Origin of the sequence: Vibrio sp. 10N.222.54.E6, from assembly GCF_041473955.1 — a bacterium.
GTDB classification, from domain to species: domain Bacteria; phylum Pseudomonadota; class Gammaproteobacteria; order Enterobacterales; family Vibrionaceae; genus Vibrio; species Vibrio tasmaniensis_A.
Genome location: NZ_JBFRTD010000014.1, coordinates 221,178 through 237,104 on the forward strand (window position 1 = coordinate 221,178; position 15,927 = coordinate 237,104).

Consider the following 15,927-nt stretch of genomic DNA (forward strand, 5'->3'; position numbering starts at 1 on the left):
GTTTTTTTATGGTGACTTGCAGCTAGCCGAGTGTTTCGTCATTATGCGCGACTATTTTAAAGATTGATTGGCAGCTTCTCGCTGTAACATTCATGTAAGCACAACATAAACTCATAAATATAATTAAGGATTATCTGTGAAACAGAGTCTAAAACTAACAGATATAATGGCATTGGGCTTTATGCTTTTTGCGTTTTTCTTAGGTGCGGGTAACATCATCTTCCCACCTCTAGCTGGCCAATTAGCTGGTGATCACTTTCTTCCAGCGATGTCTGGTTTTCTGCTGACTGCCGTTGGTCTGCCGTTAATCACTATCGTCGCGGTTGCAGTGGCTGGTGGCTCTTGGGGTCACTTAACTAAAGATCTTCCTAAGAAAGCTGCAACCATCATGGCTGTGCTGATCTTTATCATTATCGGTCCTGCATTTGCTGCACCGCGTACTGGCCTTGTTGCATATGAGATGGCGGTGAAGCCGTTCTTCATTGATGCGACTCAAGTTCATCTAACTCTCTTTTCGATTGCATTTTTTGTGGTAGCGATGTTCTTCTCATGGTCACAAGGTAAGCTTATTGACGTTATTGGCAAGGTACTTACGCCTGCACTATTCGTTGGTTTGGTTGTACTGGCAGTTGCTGTGTTCATTAACCCACAAGGTGATGTCCTTGCGGCTCACGGTGAGTACATCACTCAGCCACTGACCAAAGGTTTCCTTGAAGGCTACAACACCATGGATACTTTTGCTGCTTTGATGTTTGGCATGCTGATTGTTGACGCAATTCGCAGTAAAGGCGTGACTGACCGCGCAGCAACAACTAAGTACCTAATCAGTGCGGGCTGTATTGCCGCTGCGGGTCTAGCATTTGTTTACATCTCTCTGTTCTTCCTGGGCGCAACAAGCGCAACAGTTGCAGCAGGTGCAGATAATGGCGGCGCTATCTTAAGCCTATACGTCCAATCTTTGTTTGGCCCTTCAGGTCAACTCGTGCTTTCTGTGATCGTACTATTGGCTTGTCTAACGACGGCGATTGGCCTTGTATCAGCATGTTCTGATTACTTCAGCTCGCTAACACCTCTGTCTTACAAGACCTGGGTAATCATCAACGGTGTAGCTTGTGCAACCGTAGCGAACGTTGGCCTTTCTCAGTTAATTTCTCTGTCTGTTCCAGTTCTGTTTGCACTTTATCCAGTAGCAATCGCATTGGTCGCACTGACATTCTTGCGCAGCCGCTTTCCTAATCCAAAAGCGGCTTACCGCGTAGTGGTATTAGTGTCTCTACTGTTTGCTCTTATCGATGGTGCTAAAGTTGCAGGTATAGATGTATCTGCAATGAACATGCTGCCGTTGTTCGAAATCGGTATGGGTTGGTTGCTTCCAACAACTGCCGCAATCATCTGTATGTTCTTCGTTGGTAAATCAACAGAGCAAGAGATGGCTGAAGAGACTGTTTAATCTTCCGTTGAGATGACATTGTCCTTCGACATGAAATAGAAAAGGCCTCATTACTTCGCAGTAATGAGGCCTTTTTGTATTCTGTGATCTTTTAATATTCTGCTACTTCGCTACTTCGCTACTTCGCTACTTCGCTACTGAGTTACTTAGCTGAGTGTACTTCTGTTTGGTTATAGCTTTTCGCTGTACTCAACCAGTACTTGTTCAACCCAGCTAGCGATACGGTCGTCGCTCAGTTCGTATTGTGAATCTTCATCAAGCGCCAAACCAACGAATTGAGATTGGTCTTCAGTGAGAGCTTTAGACGCTTCGAACTCGTAGCTGTCATCGTTTGGCCAGAAACCGACAAACTCAGTGCCAGCGATTTTCAGCTCATCATGTAATAGACCCATCGCATCTAAGAACCACTCGCCGTAGCCTTCTTGGTCACCTAAACCAAACAGCGCTACAACCTTGCCTTTCATTGGCGTGGTTGCAATGTCTTCCCACAGTTCATTCCAATCTTCTTGGATTTCACCGAAGTCCCAAGTTGAGATACCGAGCAGTAAAAGATCGTAGTCCGCCATCAATGAAAGAGGGGTTTCTTTCACGTTATGGATATCAACTAGGTCTTCACCAATAATGCCGCGAATTTTCTCTGCTGCCATTTCTGTGTAGCAGGTGGTTGAGCCGTAAAATAATCCAATTTTCATAGCAAACGTTCAATTTTAATTTCAGATGGCGAATTCTAACCATAAATCGACTTCGATTGCAGCGATTATCCGCTCAAGTCGTAATTTTTATGGCATTCATATTTGCTCTGGCATACTCTCAAAACAGTTTCCAATATTGTGAGTAACACTATGCAGTCGCCTCAAGGGCAGAGCGCAGACCACGGTCTAGTAGAACAGTTTTTAGATGCTATGTGGATGGAGCGAGGATTATCGGAGAATACGCTTGTCTCGTACCGTACCGACCTGTCTAAGCTTCTAACGTGGATGGAAAAGAACAATTACCGCCTCGATTTTATTAGTCTTTCAGGACTACAGGATTATCAAGGTTGGTTAGCCGATGCTGACTTTAAGCAGACTTCTCGCGCTCGTATGTTGTCGGCTATTCGTCGCTTGTTTCAATATCTACACCGCGAGAAAGTAAGAGCCGACGACCCTAGTGCATTGTTGATCAGTCCCAAACTGCCGAAGCGCTTGCCAAAAGATTTGAGTGAAGAACAAGTGGATTCGCTGCTTGAAGCGCCAGATCCAAACGATCCAATCGAGCTTCGCGATAAAGCGATGCTTGAGTTACTCTATGCAACTGGACTTCGTGTTACGGAACTCGTCAGTTTGACGATGGAAAACATCAGCCTAAGACAAGGCGTGGTGCGTGTTATTGGTAAGGGCGGTAAAGAGCGCTTGGTGCCAATGGGCGAAAACGCCGTCGATTGGATAGAGACTTTTATTGAACAAGGTCGGCCACAACTGCTCGGTGATAACAGCTCGGATGTGGTTTTTCCGAGTAAACGCGCTAAGCAAATGACTCGTCAAACGTTCTGGTATCGTATCAAGCATTATTCGGTCATTGCTGGTATCGACACGGAATTATTGTCTCCACACGTATTGAGACATGCTTTTGCCACTCATTTACTGAACTATGGCGCCGATCTCAGGGTCGTACAGATGTTGCTTGGACATAGTGACTTATCGACCACCCAAATTTATACTCATGTGGCGACTGAAAGGCTGAAGCAAATTCACGCTCAGCATCACCCACGTGCTTAAATCCATTTATTTTTAAGGTGAACCTAATGAGCGTATTACGCCGTCTTCCTCTACTAGCGCTTCCTCTCATGATTACTGCATGTAATGCATCAGAGGCGAAAGTAGAAACAACATCAACAGCCGTAGAAGCTGCTCCAGCTCAAGCTATTGATACAGCTGCGTTAACTAAGCGTTTTGAAAAAATCGGTATTAAGGTCGATAAGATTGTTCCTTCGGATATCGATGGTCTTTTAGAAGTTCAAACCAACAGCGGTATTATCTTTTCTTCTCCAGAGGGCGATCATTTTCTAGCTGGTACACTTTACTCTTTGGATGAAAACGGTAAGTTCAGTGATGTTTTGGCTGAGCGTCAGGCTCCACTGAATGCTGAAAAAGTAGCAGCGATGTCGGATACGGTTATCGAATACAAAGCAGATAACGAAAAGTACGTTGTGACGGTATTTACTGACATTACTTGTGGCTACTGTGTTCGTCTGCACAGTCAAATGCAAGGCTACAACGATCTGGGTATCACCGTTCGTTACATGGCTTACCCACGTCAAGGTGCGACAGGGCAAGTTGCCGATCAAATGGCGGCAATCTGGGCGTCTGATGATCCAAAAACAGCTATGCATGATGCTAAAGTCAATCGTCAAATGCCAGCGTCTGGTAAAGACCTAGCAGAGCAAAAGCAGATCATTGCTAAACAATACCAACTCGGTCGTGAGCTTGGCATCAATGGCACTCCGGCTATCGTGCTAGCAAGTGGTGAGTTGGTGAGTGGTTACTTACCTCCAGCGCAACTTATTCAGCGTTTAGAGCAGTAATCTTCATTTTTTATTACCTATTATTCCCCCCTGTTTTTGATTTAAGGAGTGGCCTGATTGATATCAGGCCCATTTTTATATGATAGAGATCCAACGCCGTCCTGAGGTCGACACTTCAGTCTTACCTGCTCACTTACCTGACTTGTTAAAGCGCATTTATGTGAGTCGCGGAATCGACAGTGCTGACCAGCTAGAGACAGCTGCGAAAGGTTTGCACTCTTATCAAAAACTGGGCGGTATTGATGCTGCGGTTGAATTGTTGTTCAAAGTCATTCAGCAGCAAAAGCGCATCATCATTGTTGGTGACTTTGATGCCGATGGCGCGACAAGCTCCGCGTTGTCTGTGCTTGCTCTGCGAATGTTGGGCAGCTCTAATGTTGATTATCTGGTCCCCAATCGTTTTGAAGATGGTTATGGCTTGAGCCCCGAGGTTGTCGAACAGGCGATCGAACTTGGTGCTGAAGTGATCATGACAGTCGACAACGGTGTATCTTCAATTGACGGTGTTCGCTTTGCTAAAGAGAAAGGCCTTGATGTACTGGTTACTGATCATCACTTGCCTGGTTCTGAATTACCGATTGCAGATGCAATGGTCAATCCCAACCTAGAAAGCTGCGCATTTCCTTCAAAAGCGCTAGCCGGTGTGGGTGTCGCCTTTTACCTGATGATGGCATTGTGTGTTCATATGCGTAAGTTGGGCTGGTTTTCTCAACACGGCATGACAGAACCCAAGTTGATGGAACTGATTGATCTAGTGGCACTGGGTACTGTTGCGGATGTGGTACCACTTGATGAAAACAACCGAATCTTGGTACACCAAGGGCTACAACGCATTCGTGCAGGCAAAGCGCGTCCGGGTATTCAAGCCTTGATTGAAATTGCTAAGCGAGATGCTAAGCGTTTAGTTGCCTCCGATTTTGGTTTTGCGCTTGGTCCACGTATCAATGCGGCTGGCCGATTGGATGATATGTCTTTTGGTGTTGAGCTGCTAATGAGTAATAACATCCATGCCGCGCGTCGAATGGCCAGCGAGTTAGATGGCTTGAACCAAACACGTAAAGAGATCGAAGAGGGCATGAAACAAGAAGCGATGGCTTTTTGTGAGCGCCTTGAATTTGGTAAAGACGATTTGCCTTCTGGTTTGGCTCTGTTTCAACGTGATTGGCATCAAGGCGTAATTGGTATTCTAGCTTCGCGTATCAAAGACAAATATCACCGCCCAGTGATCGCATTTGCTGATGGTGGTGAAGGTAGCATTAAGGGTTCATGTCGTTCGATTCCAGGTTTGCACATGCGCGATGCGCTAGACAGAATCGACACTCAAAACCCTGGCCTGATCTTGAAGTTTGGTGGTCACGCAATGGCAGCCGGCTTAACCATTATGGAAAAAGACTTCGAGCGATTCAGCAAGATGTTTGATGACGTTGTGCGTAAAGAACTCGGTGAGACGGCGCTGAAGGGTATTATCTTGTCTGATGGTGAGCTGTTACCTGAAGAGTTCTCAATGCACACCGCTGAGACGTTGCGTTCAGGTGGTCCGTGGGGACAAGCTTTCCCTGAGCCCATCTTTGATGGTGAGTTTAAAGTTCTGCATCAAAAATTAGTGGGTGAAAAGCACTTAAAGTTAATGCTTGAGCCATTGTATAAAGGCCACCCGACCAATGTGATGATTGATGGTATTGCCTTTAATGTTGACCTACGTCGCTGGCCTGATGCCTCAGTGAAAACGGTACATCTTGCGTTTAAGCTTGATATTAACGAGTTTCGTGGCAATCAATCGTTGCAGTTGATGATTGATCATATCGAAGCGAAATAGTTGAAGCCAAATAGCGTTATCGTTCACTGAATGAGGTTCATCATTTAGTGCCAAATCCAACAAGCTCTGTTCAAAAACAGGGCTTGTTTCCCTTCCTTTCCTTACAGATTTTGCGTGTTTTTTCTGCCCGTCAATTTTATATCCGATTAAGTTATTGAATCTTGGTGCACCACTCTAAAAAATTCTGTATCTCCGTCACACTTTTGAGTACAATTCTCCGGTTAAATTCTACTCATAAATGATGAGCTAAAATGTTTGAAATCAATCCTATAAAAAACCGTCTGCAGGATGTGTCTGAGCGCACAAATATCCTGAGGGGGTATCTTTGACTATGACGCAAAGAAAGAGCGTCTAGAAGAAGTAAACGCAGAATTAGAACAACCGGATGTATGGAACGAACCTGAGCGTGCTCAAGCGCTAGGAAAAGAGCGTTCAGCATTGGAAGCAGTAGTAGAAACGATCGACCAACTTGACCAAGGTGTTGAGGATGTTGATGGCCTATTAGAGCTTGCGGTTGAAGAAGAAGATCAAGAAACGTTCGATGAAATTGAGCCAGAACTGGCCGAGCTTGAAGCTAAGTTAGAGAAGCTGGAATTCCGTCGTATGTTCTCTGGTGATCACGACGCATCAGATTGCTACATCGATTTACAGTCAGGTTCGGGCGGTACAGAAGCTCAAGACTGGACTTCAATGATGTTGCGTATGTACTTGCGTTGGGCAGATTCGAAAGGCTTCAAGACTGAAGTTATCGAAGTGTCTGATGGCGATGTTGCTGGCCTTAAAGGCGCAACGGTACGTATCTCTGGTGAGTACGCTTACGGTTGGTTACGCACAGAGACTGGTGTTCACCGTCTAGTTCGTAAGTCACCATTTGATTCAAGTGGTCGTCGTCATACTTCATTTGCTTCTGCGTTTATCTATCCTGAGATTGATGACAACATTACGATCGACATTAATCCTTCTGACCTACGTATTGACGTATACCGTGCCTCTGGCGCTGGTGGTCAGCACGTAAACACCACGGAATCGGCGGTACGTATTACTCACGTTCCAACTAACACCGTGGTTCAGTGTCAGAATGACCGTTCGCAGCATAAGAACAAAGATCAAGCGATGAAGCAGCTACGTGCTAAGCTTTTTGAACTTGAGATTCAAAAGCAAAATGCTGAAAAACAAGCGAGCGAAGAAACGAAATCAGACATCGGTTGGGGCAGTCAGATCCGCTCTTACGTGCTGGATGATTCACGTATCAAAGATTTACGCACCGGCATCGAAAACCGTAATACTCAAGCGGTTCTTGACGGTGACTTAGACAAGTTTATTGAAGCTAGCCTGAAATCAGGTCTGTAAGCTTTATCAACTATTAAGCTTTACCAATAATATTGGTAAAAATGCCTATATTTTCAAAAATATAGCTGTCCAAATTATAAAAGCAGGGTACATCTCAAATGACTGATGCTGTTCAAAACGAAAATACACAAGAAGCTTCTTCACCTGAAGAGAACAAACTAATCGCTGAGCGCCGTAGCAAGCTGGATCATATCCGCCAAAACTGCAAAGCGAACGGTCACCCAAATGACTTCCGTCGTGAGCACCTAGCTGGCGACCTTCAAGCGGAATTCGGTGAGAAGACTAAGGAAGAGCTAGAAGAGCTTAACCACATCGTTGCGATCGCAGGTCGTATTATGGCGAAGCGTGGTCCATTTCTAGCGATTCAAGAAACTTCTGGTCGTATCCAAGCGTACGCAGCGAAAGACGTTCAAAAAGTGCTGAAAGAGAAGTACCAAGGCCTAGATATCGGTGACATCATCGGTGTTAAAGGTGCGCTTCACAAGTCTGGTAAAGGTGACCTTTACGTGAACATGGAAGAGTTTGAGTTGCTAACCAAAGCACTTCGTCCTCTACCAGAGAAGTTCCACGGCCTAACTGACCAAGAGATGCGCTACCGTCAGCGTTACGTTGATCTAATCGTGAACGAAGACTCTCGTAACACATTCATCGTGCGTTCTAAGCTTGTGTCTTCAATCCGTAACTTCATGAGCTCAAAAGGCTACCTAGAAGTTGAAACGCCAATGATGCACGTGATCCCAGGCGGTGCAACAGCACGTCCATTCATCACTCATCACAACGCACTAGACATCGACATGTACCTACGTGTTGCACCTGAGCTTTACCTTAAGCGTCTAGTAGTTGGTGGTTTTGACCGTGTATTCGAGATCAACCGTAACTTCCGTAACGAAGGTCTTTCTCCACGTCACAACCCAGAATTCACAATGATGGAATTCTACCAAGCGTACTCTGACTACAAAGATCTAATGGATCTAACGGAAGAGATGCTAAGCACAGCGGCGATGGACGTTCTTGGTTCTACTTCTATGCCTTACGGTGACGAAACAGTTGAGTTCGGTGGCACTTACGCTCGCATGAGCATGTTCGATGCAATCAAACACTACACACCTGAAAATGCAAACATTCAAGCTCTGACTGAAGACGATCTTCAGAACAGAGAATTGATGGTTAAAATTGCAGAAGAAGTGGGTCTTTACGTTGAGAAGTTTTGGACATGTGGTCAGCTTCTTGAAGAGATCTTTGGTGAAACGGCTGAGCCTCAGCTAATTCAACCAACGTTCATCACGGGTTACCCAGCGGACATCTCTCCACTGGCTCGTCGTAGCGACAGCAACCCATTCTTCACAGACCGCTTTGAGTTCTTCATCGGTGGCCGTGAAGTAGCGAACGGTTTCTCTGAGCTTAACGATGCACAAGACCAAGACGAGCGTTTCAAAGCACAAGTTAACGCAAAAGACGCGGGTGATGACGAAGCTATGTACTACGATGCGGACTACATTACTGCACTAGAGCACGGCCTACCGCCAACAGCGGGTCAAGGTATTGGTATCGATCGTCTAGCGATGCTATTTACTAACACCCACACAATCCGTGACGTGATCTTGTTCCCGGCAATGCGCCCACAAGCGTAATTTTCGCTTATGGGGTGTTTACTGCCCGTGTAATTTAAAAGCCACCTTCGGGTGGCTTTTTCGGTTTTTAGCGTCAAAACCTAGCTCGTACCGCACTCTTGATTCGAAAAATGATTATTTATGACATAGTCTTACCATTGAGACAAAAAATCTAAGATAGTCTCATTACTATACGTATCGGATCTGAATACGATCTTGCGGCAACGTTGTACCCGTATGATTCGTTTAACTCGTGTTAGCCTGATTGAAAAAAATAAAAACAGAATAAGGAAGAAGGATGGGAACTCAATTTAAGATGGATTCCTTACCAGGTTCTCTTATCGTCGTTGGTGGTGCGTACGAACCCTGGTTATCAGTGTTAGAACAAGTGGGTTGGCAATGTACCCAGTGTGCAGATTTACGAAAAGCCGATGCCTTAATTACTGATATTGGCCCCTGCATTGGCATTGTGGATCTTAGTCATGATGAGTTTAGCCTTAATGGTATCGCTAACCTCGTGAGCAACAACAAGCAAGTTCGATGGCTTGCTTTTATCCGTGAATCGCAATTGAGCTCAGATACAATCTGCCAATTTATCGTTAACTTCTGTATCGACTTTTTCACGGCACCAATCCCTGATGCTCAGCTATTGAGTACCATTGGTCATCAACTGGGTATGCTCAAACTTGAGCAGAAAGTATGGCCAAACTACGGTATTAACAACAATATGGGCCTACTCGGTGATTCTGTGGCGGTGAAACGCTTGAGAGACCAAGTCAAGCGAATTGGCCCCACAGATGTCAGTATTTTGATTTACGGTGAGAGTGGGACAGGAAAAGAGACAATTGCACGTTCCATTCATCAAAATTCATCGCGAGCTCAGAAACCATTTTTAACTGTGAATTGCCGTGCTCTATCTGAAATGAGGATAGAGACTGAGATGTTTGGTATTTCAGCCCCAGCAACGGCAGCGCCTTGTATGTTGGAAGAAGCCGATGGCGGAACCCTCTTACTCAACGATGTCCTAGCGATGCCTCGTAATCAACAATTGAACCTTTTACGCTTTTTACAAGAAGGGAAAATTGAAACCACGAAGGGAGCTAAGTCGGTTGATGTTCGCATTTTGGCTGCTAACTCTTCTGATATTGAAAAGGCATTGATCGAGGGCGACTTCAATGAAGAGCTTTATCATTACATCAATGTTCTGCGTATTCATGTTCCTAGCTTAAAAGAACGTGTGAGTGATATTTCAGTGCTAGCGAATCATTTTCTGCGTGAGTACTCAAAAGAGTTTAATGCGCAAGCGAAGAGCTTCTCAGACGATGCTATCCGCTCGATGAGTCGCTACCATTGGCCTGGCAACGTTCGTGAATTGATGAATCAGATTAAGCGTGTTGTGTTGATGTCTGATGCTGTCATCATTGAGGATCATCAACTGGATTTACCAAAACAGAATGATGAACGCCGCAGTCTGAAAAGTATACGTGAACGTTCAGAGCGAGATGCTTTACTCATTGTGTTGGAATCTTATGGTGGTCAAGTGTCTTTGGCCGCTAAGGAGCTTGGAGTTTCACGCGCAACTATGTACCGCTTACTCAATAAACATGGTCTTATATCTGAGGGCGTTGTTTAGAACGTTCTATTCATTGACTCTATCCGGTGAGTGAAAATTCAAGGGCCACGTATCATACGTGGCTTTTTTGTTTCTGAAGGATAGTCCGCTGTTCTATAGAGAGAGCCCTAAGATAGATATGCTGTGATTTTATATAATCATAGTGAATATGTTATATGTAAATGAATATGCAACTGATATTTCAGGCGAATGCATTGTTTTAAAAATGTTAACCAATTATCGGTTGAATAATATACTCACTTGGTTAGACTTTAACCGTGAAAGCAACGATTTAACAAAGACTTGTCTGCTTTTACGACCCCATTTCTTTTTGGATTTTTTAGTTAGCTTGGAGGCGCAAATGAAACATTTCGATTTTATACAGCATATTTGCGCGTCGTTTGATCCGTGTACTGACATGGTGACTGATATGTCACACACATCAGCCATGGCCGATCGAAACACCCAAGATAAACCTAACTAATAGATCCGTACCCTTATTTGGCTGCGGAAAAATAGCAGCTAAGTGAGAAGCCCTCATACTATCTAGAACGCTATTTTTCCTCAGTTTATTCCACAACTGGAGAGTTATTATGCGTCACTCAGTATATTTAAAACTAGCAACAGTTCTTATCCGTGCAGACCTTCGTCGTGAAGAGCGTGAATGGCAACGAAAAGTTCGTCGTAGTTCATATGATCTACCATGGAACAACACCCATTTATTGAGAGATATTGGCCTTGAAGCCGATGGTCGACCAATTGGTTTTTCTGAGCCTGAAGTTGTCACGATTGAGCGCCGAGTTCGTCATCTTCGTCGAGTCTTAAGCGCGCGAATACCGACGTAATCTTGTGGGGTGATAGCGCCTTTCACCCCACAAGATAAACATCAGCGATAGTTATGGCGTCGAAAATGCAAATTTTTGAACTAGAACTGGCCAAAAAAAGAGAAGCTCTTGCTTCTCTTTTTTTGCTTTTTTAAGTCGTTATCTAGTAAAGGTAAATAGTTCGGCTAAGCTTTACAGAGCAAGGGAGGCTGACTATGCAGAAGCATCAATTAGACATGTGGTTACATGGAGAGCACAAAGACTCTTATCAGACACCGAAAGTGTACGTTATTGGTTGCTCTGATATCTCTGAATATTTGCTGGCGGTGGAGTACAAACACAAGCTAGAACCGGTAAAGCAAGACGGCGAGCCGCTTCACTTTGGATCCTTGGATCAAGTGAAAGAGGAATTACTCCGGCTCGGCTTTGAAAAGGCCTACCTTCGCTTGCACAACGCGTATGATGAGTTTGGTAATGAACCCAACCAAAGCTACTGCGATATTGAACTGGCGCTCAAACCTCATTAGAGAGTATTCTTAACGAGCGTTGTAGTGAGAAATTACTTCTAAATTGAGACGGTTTATAACGTACTGATCTTTTAGCCTATCTATGCTAGATAAAACCTCTATGCGTAATGGCTTTCTATGCGTAATGGGTTGTCAGCAATCTGTGGGTGAATTGAGTTCGTAGATAGAAACCACGAGGTTTGGTCTTTATTGGTTTTCCACTTGCACCGTAAGCTTCTGTTAACACTCGACTGTTGGCGGCTTTTGGTCGCAAATGCAGTGCTTCGCCGTGTCTTGCTGTTATCTGTTCAACATTACCTAACACGATCAGCTCCATGAGCTCTTCCCAATCCCTTTTTAAGATCTCGTCTTCCGCTTGGGTTGGTGTCCACAATAAAGGGGATCCTACATGCCTTTCTGCCAGTGGGATCTCTCTTTCTCCCTCTACCGGGATCCACAACACTTTAGACAGCTTGTTTCGAACGTGACTGGTTTCCCACGTTATGCCTTGCACGCCCATCAATGGCGCGACACAAACAAAGGTGGTTTCGAGTGGCTTCCCTGAATAACCAATCGGGATACTTTTTAGCTCGATCCCGAGCTTGGCAAAATCTTGTTCTGGTTTACTGCCAGCTGGCGCACCCAAGTGCCATTCCAATAGTTGTCCAACCCAGCCTTTATCTCGCTTTAGGTCGTTTGGTACAACCATATTGGCTTCATCGGCGAGCTCTTTGAAGGTCATTCCTGCAATAGCATATGCTCTGTCTAACAGCTCTTGTTGTGTTTGTGGTTCTGGTTTCATAATAAAAGGCATGATCAAAAAAATGATTTTACCAGAAGTTATCACCATATGACGACTGGTTAAGAAATGATCGCCTTGCTAGAAAAGGGATCAAACTCATGGTTATCCACAGGACATGAAGGTAATTAATTGAAATATTAATTTAGTGGATAAATAAACAGGGGTTTGCAGGGGATAAAATGCTTGCTAAATAGGGTTTGAAATGAATCTTTCACTTACTAGTGTGGATAAACATCGGAGTGGTTGATCTTTAACCATGGGTGGTTTTTAAAAGATCTTTTTATTTTCTCATGTTTTTAAAATTGATGGGTTTGTTTCAATTTATTGATTATTAATTGTTTTTTTGTCGGTGGGTGGTTTTTTGTTTTTGGTCCTGATAAATCTATGGATTAAAAAAAACGATTGCGGGTAATTCTTCACATAGTTATTCACAGAAAAGGTGAATAAATGTGGTCTATGTCTCACTCTTGTGTGGGTAACTAAGATTTGAGCAAAACTTATCCATATTCGTAGTTATTATTCATAAATATAGCGCTTGTCACGTCACTAAGTTTGCTCCGATTGGGGATATGTGGAAAAATCAGTGTAATTAAAAATTTAGATAGAGGTTGGCCAGTGATAGATGGCGATGGTTACCGATTAAATGTTGGTATTGTAATCTGTAACAACCATGGTCAGGTCTTCTGGGCTAAACGATACGGGCAACATTCATGGCAATTCCCTCAAGGGGGAATAGATGAAGGTGAAACTCCGGAACAGGCAATGTACCGCGAGTTATATGAAGAGGTTGGCCTTACTAAAAAGGATGTAAAGATCGTCGCGACAAGTCGTCATTGGTTACGCTATAAGCTGCCCAAACGACTGGTTCGGTGGGATTCTAAACCTGTCTGTATTGGACAAAAACAGAAGTGGTTTCTTTTACGCTTAGATTGCGATGAATCGCATATCAATATGCAGCGTGGAAGCACACCTGAGTTTGATGGTTGGCGTTGGGTGAGTTACTGGTACCCAGTTCGACAAGTTGTATCTTTCAAGCGAGATGTTTACCGTCGAGCGATGAAAGAATTCGCATCTTTAGCAATGCCGTTTAAAGAGCGAAAAACAAAAGGAAAGCGCAAATTGCGTAGAGGTTAAGCATGCTCAGCCAACTAAGGGAAATAGTTGAACACGTATCAAGAGTTGAAGATGTGTCGACGGCTCTTGATATTTTGGTTAAAGAGACATGCAGCGCGATGCAGACGGAATGTTGCACCGTGTATTTGGCAAATAATGATATGCAGCGTCTTGAGTTGATGGCAACTCAAGGCCTGATCTTCAAAGGCAATAGTATTCACATTGGTTTTGACGAAGGTTTGGTTGGCCTTGTTAAAAGAAGTGCTGAACCTATTAACCTTGCACAGGCGTCTGCTCACCCTGCTTATAAGTTTTTTCCCGAGCTTGGAGAAAAGGTTTATCACTCTTTTCTCGGCACTCCGATTATCTATCGCAAGCAAGTGCTTGGCGTATTGGTCATTCAACAGAAGTCCCCCCGTTTATTCAGTGAGATGGAAGAATCCTTCCTTGTTACACTCTCAGCACAACTTGCGGTTATTGTGGCGCATGCCCAAACTCAAGGCCATTGGCTGTTAGAGCAACAGAAGCTACCTGCGACCAAAGGTATTGCAGCTTCATCGGGTGTGGCGATTGGTGACTTATGGTGGGACAACACTCAGCCTGAACTCACCGATGTTTACCCTGCTTCGACGCTCAATGTTGAAAGGGAGCATGAGCTGTTGGCAGTCGCTGTCGAAAATGCTCTCAATGATTTTAAGCGAATGCGAAAGCGTTTAGATAGTGAAATCAATAAAGACGCGTTGGCGATCTTTGATCTGTTTACTCACTTACTCAACGATCCCATGTTACGTAAGGATCTCAAGAGTCAAATTCAGAAAGGCGACAAAGCCGATTGGGCATTGAGACAGGTTGTTGAGAGTTACTCTAACCGTTTTGCTCGTATGTCAGATGTGTACCTTCGGGAGAGAGCGCAAGACGTCCGAGAGCTTGGTCAAAGACTGCTCTATTTCCTCCACAATTCTGAACATGAACTTCGCACGTTAGATAAACCGATTATTTTGGTGGTTCGTGAGTTAACGGCCTCTGTATTAGCGTCTATTCCTAAAGAAAAACTATTAGCGGTTATTTCCTTGGAAGGGGCGGCGAACTCGCACGCAGCGATTTTATCTCGAGCTTTGGGTATTCCTTCTGTTATGGGAGTTAACCTTAATCTTTCGCAAGCTAATGGTAAGCAAGCGATTGTTGACGGGTATAGCGGTGAGATTTTTATTGAGCCGACTAAAAACCTGCTCAAAGAGTATCGGGGGCTGATTCTAGAAGAGAGTGAGCTCTCCTCTATGGTCAATCGAGAACTGTACTTACCGGCAAAAACGAAAGACGACAAGCAAGTCGAGATTCTGCTTAATGCGGGTTTGAGTGCAGACACTAATATCGCCATTAACCAAGGGGTTGATGGGGTTGGTCTGTATCGAACCGAAATTTCTTTCTTGTTGCAGCAAAGGTTTCCGTCAGAGGACGAACAATTCAAGCAGTATCGTTCTGTGCTTGCGAGTTACCCCGAGAAGCAAGTGGTGATGCGAACCTTGGATATTGGTGGAGATAAGGCGTTACCTTACTTCCCAATAGAAGAAGACAATCCATTCCTTGGTTGGCGTGGTATTCGTTTTACGCTCGATCATCCTGACATCTTTATTATTCAGTTACGTGCCATGTTACGTGCGAGTTGTGATAGCCAGAACTTGAGTATCTTGTTGCCGATGATCTCTAGCACTCAAGAACTGGATGATACTGTTCAACTCATCGAGCAAGCCTACGATGAAGTGCATGAACTCGACAGTCGAGTTCGCATGCCGCGTATCGGTATCATGATTGAAGTGCCATCCATGCTTTACCTTCTTCCGCTTATTGCGGATAAAGTTGATTTCGTTTCGGTGGGCACCAATGACTTAACTCAATATTTATTGGCGGTTGACCGGAACAATTCCCGTGTCTCTGATGTCTATGAATCCATGCACCCTGCAGTGATCATGGCATTGAAACACATCCATGATACTTGTAAGCAATATCAATTGCCGGTGTGTATATGTGGAGAGCTCGCGGGTGATCCAATGGGTGCATTGCTCTTGATTGGGTTAGGGTATGAGACGTTAAGTATGAACACCTCAAATGTCGCAAGGACTAAGTATTTGATTCGTCAATCTAAGCTTAGTGAACTGCAAGATTTGGCAAATGAGGCGCTATCAAAACCGTATGGAAGTGACATCTATAGTATGATGCTCAACTATTTCGAAGAGCGTGAATTTACAGGCTTCATTCGAGCGGGTAAAAAATAGGATTTAAC

The 15,927-nt window shown here is 44.3% G+C and carries 13 protein-coding genes; 11 read left to right on the forward strand and 2 right to left on the reverse strand.

Annotation, left to right across the window (positions count from 1 at the left end; all coding sequences use genetic code 11):
• Positions 1-136 precede the first annotated feature (136 nt).
• The gene (gene brnQ / locus AB4513_RS10275) at positions 137-1,450 is read left to right on the forward strand and encodes a branched-chain amino acid transport system II carrier protein (protein WP_032555323.1); all 1,314 of its coding nucleotides are present in this window, start codon (positions 137-139) and stop codon (positions 1,448-1,450) included.
• A gap of 170 nt (positions 1,451-1,620) precedes the next feature.
• Here brnQ and fldB read toward each other — a convergent pair whose 3' ends face one another.
• Positions 1,621-2,142 carry a flavodoxin FldB gene (fldB, locus tag AB4513_RS10280; RefSeq protein WP_102257732.1) on the reverse strand — a complete coding sequence of 174 codons (522 nt, stop codon included), beginning with the start codon at positions 2,140-2,142 and terminating at the stop codon, positions 1,621-1,623.
• Positions 2,143-2,292: 150 nt separating this feature from the next.
• Here fldB and xerD point away from each other — a divergent pair, with 150 nt between their 5' ends.
• The 8 genes from xerD (at position 2,293) to AB4513_RS10320 (ending at position 11,752) form a co-directional block, all read left to right on the forward strand.
• The gene (xerD, locus tag AB4513_RS10285) at positions 2,293-3,207 is read left to right on the forward strand and encodes a site-specific tyrosine recombinase XerD (RefSeq protein WP_041472738.1); all 915 of its coding nucleotides are present in this window, start codon (positions 2,293-2,295) and stop codon (positions 3,205-3,207) included.
• Positions 3,208-3,233: 26 nt separating this feature from the next.
• Positions 3,234-4,013 carry a thioredoxin fold domain-containing protein gene (locus AB4513_RS10290; protein ID WP_009848427.1) on the forward strand — a complete coding sequence of 260 codons (780 nt, stop codon included), beginning with the start codon at positions 3,234-3,236 and terminating at the stop codon, positions 4,011-4,013.
• A gap of 79 nt (positions 4,014-4,092) precedes the next feature.
• On the forward strand, positions 4,093-5,829 hold the full coding sequence (gene recJ, locus AB4513_RS10295; RefSeq protein WP_102257731.1) for a single-stranded-DNA-specific exonuclease RecJ: 1,737 nt from the start codon (positions 4,093-4,095) through the stop codon (positions 5,827-5,829).
• Between the two features lie 251 nt (positions 5,830-6,080).
• A protein-coding gene (gene prfB / locus AB4513_RS10300; protein WP_100208942.1) for a peptide chain release factor 2 occupies positions 6,081-7,179 on the forward strand; the annotation gives its coding sequence in 2 pieces (ribosomal slippage) (positions 6,081-6,155 and positions 6,157-7,179; 1,098 coding nt in all).
• Between the two features lie 98 nt (positions 7,180-7,277).
• Positions 7,278-8,810, forward strand: a complete 1,533-nt coding sequence (gene lysS, locus AB4513_RS10305; RefSeq protein ID WP_012603264.1) for a lysine--tRNA ligase — start codon at positions 7,278-7,280, stop codon at positions 8,808-8,810.
• A gap of 277 nt (positions 8,811-9,087) precedes the next feature.
• Positions 9,088-10,422, forward strand: a complete 1,335-nt coding sequence (gene vpsR, locus AB4513_RS10310; protein WP_009848431.1) for a cyclic-di-GMP-binding transcriptional regulator VpsR — start codon at positions 9,088-9,090, stop codon at positions 10,420-10,422.
• Between the two features lie 572 nt (positions 10,423-10,994).
• A complete protein-coding gene (locus AB4513_RS10315) occupies positions 10,995-11,246 on the forward strand; it encodes a hypothetical protein (RefSeq protein WP_004735015.1) in 252 nt (83 codons plus the stop codon).
• 194 nt (positions 11,247-11,440) lie between these two features.
• Positions 11,441-11,752 (forward strand): DUF6482 family protein, encoded by a 312-nt coding sequence (locus tag AB4513_RS10320; protein WP_009848433.1) that lies wholly within the window; start codon positions 11,441-11,443, stop codon positions 11,750-11,752.
• A gap of 115 nt (positions 11,753-11,867) precedes the next feature.
• On the opposite strand, the gene mutH is transcribed toward AB4513_RS10320, so the two are convergent.
• A complete protein-coding gene (gene mutH, locus AB4513_RS10325) occupies positions 11,868-12,533 on the reverse strand; it encodes a DNA mismatch repair endonuclease MutH (RefSeq protein WP_086017877.1) in 666 nt (221 codons plus the stop codon).
• Between the two features lie 615 nt (positions 12,534-13,148).
• Between mutH and rppH the strand changes: the two genes are divergently transcribed.
• The gene (gene rppH / locus AB4513_RS10330) at positions 13,149-13,667 is read left to right on the forward strand and encodes an RNA pyrophosphohydrolase (RefSeq protein WP_009848435.1); all 519 of its coding nucleotides are present in this window, start codon (positions 13,149-13,151) and stop codon (positions 13,665-13,667) included.
• Between the two features lie 2 nt (positions 13,668-13,669).
• Positions 13,670-15,919: a phosphoenolpyruvate--protein phosphotransferase gene (ptsP, locus tag AB4513_RS10335; protein WP_009848436.1), complete on the forward strand. Its 2,250-nt coding sequence runs from the start codon at positions 13,670-13,672 to the stop codon at positions 15,917-15,919.
• The last annotated feature ends 8 nt before the right edge of the window (positions 15,920-15,927 follow it).